The sequence below is a fragment of the Pueribacillus sp. YX66 genome, from assembly GCF_041725775.1.
Taxonomy (GTDB): Bacteria; Bacillota; Bacilli; order Bacillales; family UBA6769; genus Pueribacillus.
Genome location: NZ_JBEUEL010000058.1, coordinates 1 through 7,596, shown reverse-complemented (window position 1 = coordinate 7,596; position 7,596 = coordinate 1). Strand labels below are relative to the sequence as shown.

Below are 7,596 nucleotides of genomic sequence, written 5' to 3'. Positions count from 1 at the left end.
TTTTATGATAGAGTGCCTTCTCTTTTTTGGCTAGTAAATAAGGTGAAAATATCCCCCGAGTAAAATATTACACATATCCAACTTAAGCAGCTGTGAGGAGTAAATTAATGTCTTTCACTCTTTAGAGATAGGAAAACTATTTATCTATGTGTGTTACTTTTTACCATTTTATTCACCTCTTTTTTGAGTCAAAGTGAGCCGAATTTACTCATTGACCTTTTAAATTGTGATCTCACTTCCTTTGGTACAATAAAACCGTTAGATAAACTTAATTTATATCAGTTTTCCTAATCGGTATATGTCCTCGTCTGTTAAATACGGGTCCGAATCTTTTCTAACAGATTTGAGGATATTACTTTTGCTGACTTTTTAGGCGTTTTAAGAATTTTACACATTACTTAACATCTGTGCTCCATGTAGGTATTATTTTTTCTGAGGAACGCATTTGATGTATCAGAATTTACGAATATACAGAAGGTGAAGCTATTGCCAAAGCTTGGTCCAAGGCATTGACTTCTTTTGTATCGAAAGAATAAGATTTAAAGCCAAAGTAGAGAACACAGCATAAACATGTCATGTTCTTTTATTTTAAAGAAACTACGAATGATCCAAATGACATTAAACCTCCGTCTTCACTCACTTCATAGTTTCCTTCTTTAAAAAGTGTGATTGTTTCTACCTCAGATTTTGAAAACCTTTCAGTCGCTGTATAATTAAATTCATAGAGTAAAGGAAAGACCTCTTTATATACTGTCACTCTTAATTGCATAACATCTTGATATTCGGTAGTCGTTAACTGCTTGTTAAATACATAATTTCCCTTTATCGATGGATGTTCAACAGGGAGCAAAATCATATATGTTAGCAACATCAAGAACCAATTGAAAAATATAATTGTTGTCACTATCATAAGAAATAAAAGAGGGGATTTTATTTTTAAAATATATAGATGAACATATCGTCGCTATGATACCCATATAAATATCAGTTGACCATGCATAATCCCATAAATTTAGTTCTAGAGAAGAAAAAATGCACATACTTTTTTTAGGAATGACGAAGTTAAAAACTTCACTAAATTCCTCCCCCTAATTTTTCCCAAACCATTTGGTTCTCAAATAGTTAGGCAGAAAAACAAACTGTTCTGAATAAAATTGTCATTTACTGTAAAGATTATACACTACAACTTCATGATATCTTAACAAAGACGCAAACTATTATTTCAAAGAATATGCAAAAGGAAATGAGGTTGCTATATTCAGTTTAAAAAATATAATTTTTTTAAAATTTGACTTAGAGCAATACCCAAATTTATATAAACCATCGTTAATCTTACATTACGAAGAAGGCTATTCTATCTTTAATAGACAGAATAGCCAAACAAACAAGCATTTTATTTACCAGACTTGGCAAATATTATTTCATTGTTGAAATTTTGGATTAGCTTTGCACCCTATCCTTTGAATATTTGGTCATTTTCACAAAATACTTCCATTTTTGTGCTTTTGCATAATCTGTAAATATTAACTGTTTAAAATGGTTTGCTCCAATTCTTTTACAAGTTGGACTCCTTTATCTTTCCACTCTGGGGGAAATGGAGCATCTTTGTCTTCTGGTTCTTGAAACTGATTTAACATCCCAGCACTTTCTGCCTCCTCATCAATACCACTTTCATATTGGTGGGCAAGCAAAAAAGGTTGCTGTAATTCAACTTCTGTCCCGCGCACATCAAGAGATCCTTTTACGGCAACGAATGGAACGCGCAAATATAAATATTCATCTTCATCACTCATTTTATAATCAAACGACCCTCTGTCATATTCCCAATTACCTCCAATGACATAGCCCATAGGCTTCATTTTTTCTTCAAGAAATTGGAGTCGAAACTGCTTCCCAGTCACACTAGATTCAATTGGAATCATCCTACCGCCTCCTAAAAATAAAGTCATCGTTAGCATGTCCATTTTTAGGAAAAACATTCTACACTTCCCATCAATTTACGTTCTACGTGTTACTTACGTTTTATTCAAAATTTCATGATAATACGTTATTTCATAATAGGCATTTTGGTTAGCTTGTACTAAAAGAAGGGTGACCCTTTGAATTTTTTAACAACTTTTTACAGATTTGCAAACAAGCTTAAAACGTGTACGATGGATTCCGAATTTTATAATTAATCAGAAAGGACGAGGTAACGAAATGAATAAACAACGCTCAATCGTAGTCGTTATTATTACTTGTCATGTTACTAAGCTTGATTCCTGTTCATGCACATGCCAACAGCAAACCGCAATCTGTCAATTACGTATCACTAGGAGATTCTCTAGCCGCTGGAATGTTGCACAACTGGACATTTGGAAAAGGATATCCCACTTTCATCCATCATTATCTCACTGAAGAAGGTTATGATTTGAATTCCTTCAAAAGAGGCGTAGCAGGCTTCACGACAAGTGATGTACTATGGCAACTCGACGTCGATCTCCATCTAAGAAACAAATTAAAATCTGCAAATATCGTAACAATTGATGCTGGTGCAAACGATCTGCTTAACGCCGTAGGAAACGTACATAATATTGATCTTGAAAATATGACACCTGAAGAAATACTTGAGTTAAAAGCAATAGCTGCGGAAGAAACCGCAAATATAAAAAGAAATATGGAGTTTATCCTTGACATCATCGAGTATCTTAACCCCGATGCTTCTGTATATGTCATGGGTTATTATAACGCCTTTCCGTATTTAGAAGATAACATGCAGCCCCTCGTTACAGAACTAATTTCAAATTTAAATACCGCACTCGAAAGTGGAACGGAAAACCAAAAGGCTACCTTCGTTCCAACGTTTAAGGTCTTTGAAGTTCAATATAAAGAATACTTACCTAACGAAACGAATATTCATCCGAATGAGGCTGGGTATGAAGCGATGGCGCAAGCCTTTTTGGCGTACATTTTACCAGACTTAGCCAAAGGTCCTAGTGAACCAAACGATTCAGAAAATCTGATTAATGATGTTTACACGCTGTCTGTATCTAAAGAGCAACTCCAACTGAATAGTGGACAAACCGAGCAATTAAAAGTAGAAGTAATCAATCCTAACGGTGAGTCACTCGGTATAACAGAAAAAGCAACATATGAGTCTTCTGATCCAAACATCGTTGAAGTTAATAAACATGGGCTTATTTCAACCAAAAAGATCGGATCTGCAACAATTGAAGTTGCTATGAACATTTAAATTCAGAGGTTGCTATTAACGTCGTTGGACAAACTTTACTAATTCAACTCGATGAAAAATCTGTCGTAAATCCTGGCGATCATATAACGATTGCCGAGACGTTAACTGAACTCATCATGCCTTCTGACTTACCGTTAGGCACGATAATAACCGTCTCGACCGGCAGGAAACCTGATGGAAAAAATTTCGCTGTAGCTGGAGATACGCTAATGTTTTCATTCCAATTTCCTGATGGCAACAAGGACTATACGGGCAATTTTCATTTGATGATGGGTTATAACGCCAAACATGCTAGTCATGACGTTAATATATACTTTTTAAATAAAGATGGAAGCTGGACTAAACAAAATGGTGTGAACAACAAAGAAGCTCGCCAGATTAAAATGACTGCTTCTGACTTTTCGGGTACATACGGCATGTTTGCCAGCATCAACACCGATACAACGGATAAACCAATTCCTAATGACGGTGAGAAAAACACTGACAAACAAGACACTAACGATAAATCTAAAGATAAGACAGTTGTCCCAACTTCTTACAAACTAAAAAGCCCCTGTTACCTCTAATGATAAGGAAGACAAAGGCGGTAAATTACCTATAACAGCTACTCCCTACTACAATTTGGTTGTTGCCGGATTCTTGTTGTTTGTCATTGGAACCGGAATCGTCCAAATCGCCGTAATGCGTCGTAGAAAGAATTGCGACCTTTAATAACATATCGTAATGCGATATTCATTCCTAGCTTAGTTATGCACAAAAAGGAGAGCGCCCTTCTCCAGATGAAGGCGGCGCTCTGCATACATACTGTTATTAGGTTTTCAACGGTAGCGCTTGTATTTTTGATGCGCCCGGAACACCATGCATAACCTTAATTCAAAAATACATTACCGCTCACAGTATATGCAAATAATAGGAAACAAAACCGATCAATGATTCAAAAATTGTGTAGATATTAAAGGGGCAAGGCAACAAGCAGTGGAAAAACTCTATAATCGAATCAATCAATTGTTACTAAAAATTAAATTCATATACTCTTTTACAACATTCAAACTTATTATTTTTTTCATTCCTCTATTCAACAAGTTCAAAATCGAAATTCTCCATATTCATGATAGTATTGTCTTGCTCCAATTTCATATAAATTTCTTCCTGTTCTGGCGTTATTTCGAGAGAATATGGAACAGCGTGGTTCGGTTTAATGATTCCTACTTCTGATTCAGACAACATGACTTCCACACCCTTCCACATATATTCCCCGTCTTCCGTTCCAAGAGTATAATTAAACGAAATATTTTTCATCGCTTTTGGCAGCCGGTTCACACCCAAAAAGAGAATCGTCGCATGCGTATCGTCATCATATCCTTCCACGATATCTACGATATGAATGCTAAAATCATTCGGAATTCCCATTTTCGGATCTTCTTTAACCATTTGATCTAAATATTGATAAATTTCGTTATTCTCAGTCGTAACCCCAGCTTCTTCATCCATTTTTGATACTTGTAATTGAACATCTTCCACTTCTTTCTCACCTCTAGTTTCAGGTTCGTTCTCCAACGTTCCGCTTAAGTCTGAACTACATCCTGATACAAACAACACTAAAATTACAAATACGCTAGATAATATTTTTTTCATTTGCACTGCTCCTTTTAAATACCAACACTCATCTCAACATACGATCTGTCCTTATAACTTCGCTTAAATTCAGCAAATACCGGCGTCTTTTGGATCAAGTTTTTTCGTTGAATATAATGAATCAGTTCCCAATATTTCACTTGAGATTGTTCATCGAAATTATCCATGATGCGTGTCATCAGCATTGGTTTGATTAAAAAATAGCTATTAAAACTTACCTCTTCCTCTGTTGGTTTTTTGAAGTTGTTTTCTAAAATTGGAAGAAAGATTTCGGCCGTCATCACTTCAGCTGTCGGGTCGCTAATGATGGAAAAAAAGATCGTACCAGTTGGGTTGTAGCCATGTCGGGTTAAAATGCCAACAAAATCATTAATCGCTACATCAATCTCGTCAGGAAAAAAATTGTAAAGCTTAGAAGCAACATTGCGATATCCGATACTATGAGTCTCGACAATCATAATGCCGTGCTCCGTTCTTTCAAAGGCACATACAAATCGATAATAATTTCTCCGTAAACTTCTAAAAGAAAACAATAAAACATTTCCTCTAATTCTACTTGTTGGTCATTAGCATAATCTTTAATTTTTTTATGGGCGGCATAAAAATCAGCTTCTTGATCGGCTTGTCGAAGCGCAAATGCTTTTTCAATATCGAAGCGATCAAGAAAGTAAAAGTATGTTTCATCTGAAAGACCAACAGTTGTGTTAATCGGTAAATAATATGTAAAGTGACCAAACTTCGGTTCATTCAGTTCGGGTGCAACAGAAAAAAAGATTGGTCCATTTTGATATACATCTTCATTAAGGGTAAAGTCCTCCATAATAAATATACCCTCTTGCCAATTTTCCCTTAATTGTTTCGTTTCATGGACTAGTAAGTTATCAAATTGTAACGAACGAAGTTCTATCCCCATCCAAATCATCCCTTCTCAAAAATAAAATAAATGTTATTTCACTTTGGCCGATTTTTCCAAGTCATTGTCAATGAAATACAAATTGCCTCTTCGATCGAAATTAAAGCTTTTAAATCGGAACTTACAGTATAAGAGGACAAGTTGTTCGGGTAATACGAATAGCATCGTGAGAAAAATTAATGTGGCGAGTGAAATCATAATTATAAGTTGAAAGTCTTGTATACCAAATGTTCTAATAAGAAATTGAATTATAAATACTAAACCTGTACTTCCTATAATCGCAACCGGAACTAATGACTTCTTCTCAAACTTTGCTCTTAACTTATCCTTTTTAGAGCCCTTTCGGTATTGACCCTTTTTAAGCAGAATATAAAAACGAATAGAAGTTAGAATAAACACAATAATCCCCAACAATAATATTACGTACATACATGTTACGATTTCATTTGAATCCATTTGAAAAGTTTCGGCTTCTGCACCTAACATAAATAAAATTAATATATAAATAGATACTGAACCTAAATTTTGGGATACTGAAATTGTTAATAAATATTGGATTTTTTGACTCCTCATGTATATAACGGGGATTGAGTAAATAATTGAAAGTACTGCCAGAATAATTGATAACCATAAATGTATATTAAATATTCTTTCTGTATGCGGATATATTGAATAATTACCAATATATTTTTCTAAAAAAATAAATAACGCCTGCATAAATATTGATAATATTAATGCGGCACTTAAAGAGCTTGGACTCTGTCTTCCCGACTCAAATGGCCCTCTAAGAACTGCAAAATCTTCAAAGTTTAGTTTTTTTAACATAACTTTATTTAACCCTTTCATTTATTCTTAACGAAACCAACTTTTTATGTGATCCATTGGTGTCTTTTTACTATTACCCCACTTAGTATTTAAAGCAATATTTGCCAGAATCCCAACTCCAACGCCTATAGCTGTCCCAACACCAGGTGCTGGAATAATCACGGTAAACAACGCAACGCTCCCTGCCTGCACCGCTCCTCCTACAGCTAAATCAATGGCTGTGTCGACAGTAGCTCTTGTCGCTGCATCTGCTCCTGTCAATCCATCGTTATTTGCATCTTGCAGGTTATTATAATAGCTTAACCCCGCCCCTATTGGCCCAAGTGCCTTTCCAGTGCCTTTTAATAAACCACTATTTGCAATGCCTCGTACATCAACTGCGTCTTTGAAAGATTTTAACGCGCCTACGCCCGCTTCTTTTAAAACCGTTTTTGCTTTTTGAGAAAGTTTGGCTTTATCATTCCAGTACGCAAGTTCAGGGTGTTTTTTTAGTGCTTCTTGACCTGTTTTTGACCAACCCGAACTTCCCGGCTTGTTACTCGCATACTTGAGCGTCGCTTGGTTTTTTTCTGCAAGTGCATAGTGATGGTATTTCCATTTATTGGGATCCTTCGGTAATCGATACATTAGTTCACTTCTTGCTTTAAAATCTGGTGTTACACCTAAACGTTTTAGTGCCTCCTCGTTTGCGTTTATACGGTAACCTGTTTTTCCCGTTCGCAAATCCGGATGCAACGATGTCGTTAAGGTCCCCTTTTTTCCAGCCATGTACATCGCGTAGCTTGTAGCCGCAGGGCGTCCTTGCTGAACCGTGTGAATTGTTAAAATCAGACTTGTTAAATCTTTATTTTCCTTTCCACCAAACTCGGTAATTCGAGTGCTGGGATCAGAAGCGTTTAATTTACCTAACATCGATATGTGTAATATTTTACTCGGGGGATATTTTCACCTTATTTACTAGCCAAAAAAGAGAAGGCACTCTATCATAAAA

Annotated in this window: 9 protein-coding genes; 2 read left to right on the top strand and 7 right to left on the bottom strand. The window is 35.6% G+C overall.

What is annotated here, in order from left to right; translation table 11 throughout:
- Positions 1 to 583 precede the first annotated feature (583 nt).
- Both ABU914_RS15095 and ABU914_RS15090 read right to left on the bottom strand, forming a co-directional pair.
- Positions 584 to 871: a hypothetical protein gene (locus ABU914_RS15095; RefSeq protein WP_379670522.1), complete on the bottom strand. Its 288-nt coding sequence runs from the start codon at positions 869 to 871 to the stop codon at positions 584 to 586.
- Positions 872 to 1,523: 652 nt separating this feature from the next.
- Entirely contained in the window at positions 1,524 to 1,922 is a 399-nt protein-coding gene (locus tag ABU914_RS15090; protein WP_379670521.1) for a YugN-like family protein, read from the bottom strand.
- A gap of 320 nt (positions 1,923 to 2,242) precedes the next feature.
- On the opposite strand from ABU914_RS15090, the gene ABU914_RS15085 reads away from it, so the two are divergent.
- Entirely contained in the window at positions 2,243 to 3,232 is a 990-nt protein-coding gene (locus ABU914_RS15085; protein WP_379670520.1) for a GDSL-type esterase/lipase family protein, read from the top strand.
- Between the two features lie 209 nt (positions 3,233 to 3,441).
- Entirely contained in the window at positions 3,442 to 3,798 is a 357-nt protein-coding gene (locus ABU914_RS15080; protein WP_379670519.1) for a hypothetical protein, read from the top strand.
- A gap of 505 nt (positions 3,799 to 4,303) precedes the next feature.
- Here ABU914_RS15080 and ABU914_RS15075 read toward each other — a convergent pair.
- From ABU914_RS15075 to ABU914_RS15055, 5 genes are read right to left on the bottom strand one after another with little or no spacing between them, the layout of a single operon-like run.
- On the bottom strand, positions 4,304 to 4,867 hold the full coding sequence (locus tag ABU914_RS15075; RefSeq protein WP_379670518.1) for a hypothetical protein: 564 nt from the start codon (positions 4,865 to 4,867) through the stop codon (positions 4,304 to 4,306).
- 14 nt (positions 4,868 to 4,881) lie between these two features.
- Positions 4,882 to 5,325: a DUF5085 family protein gene (locus tag ABU914_RS15070; protein WP_379670517.1), complete on the bottom strand. Its 444-nt coding sequence runs from the start codon at positions 5,323 to 5,325 to the stop codon at positions 4,882 to 4,884.
- The gene (locus tag ABU914_RS15065) at positions 5,322 to 5,780 is read right to left on the bottom strand and encodes a hypothetical protein (protein WP_379670516.1); all 459 of its coding nucleotides are present in this window, start codon (positions 5,778 to 5,780) and stop codon (positions 5,322 to 5,324) included. Before ABU914_RS15065 ends, ABU914_RS15070 begins: the two co-directional genes overlap by 4 nt.
- Positions 5,781 to 5,813: 33 nt before the next feature.
- Positions 5,814 to 6,605, bottom strand: a complete 792-nt coding sequence (locus ABU914_RS15060; protein ID WP_379670515.1) for a hypothetical protein — start codon at positions 6,603 to 6,605, stop codon at positions 5,814 to 5,816.
- A 27-nt stretch (positions 6,606 to 6,632) separates the two neighbouring features.
- Positions 6,633 to 7,373, bottom strand: a complete 741-nt coding sequence (locus ABU914_RS15055; protein ID WP_379670514.1) for a hypothetical protein — start codon at positions 7,371 to 7,373, stop codon at positions 6,633 to 6,635.
- Positions 7,374 to 7,596: the final 223 nt, after the last annotated feature.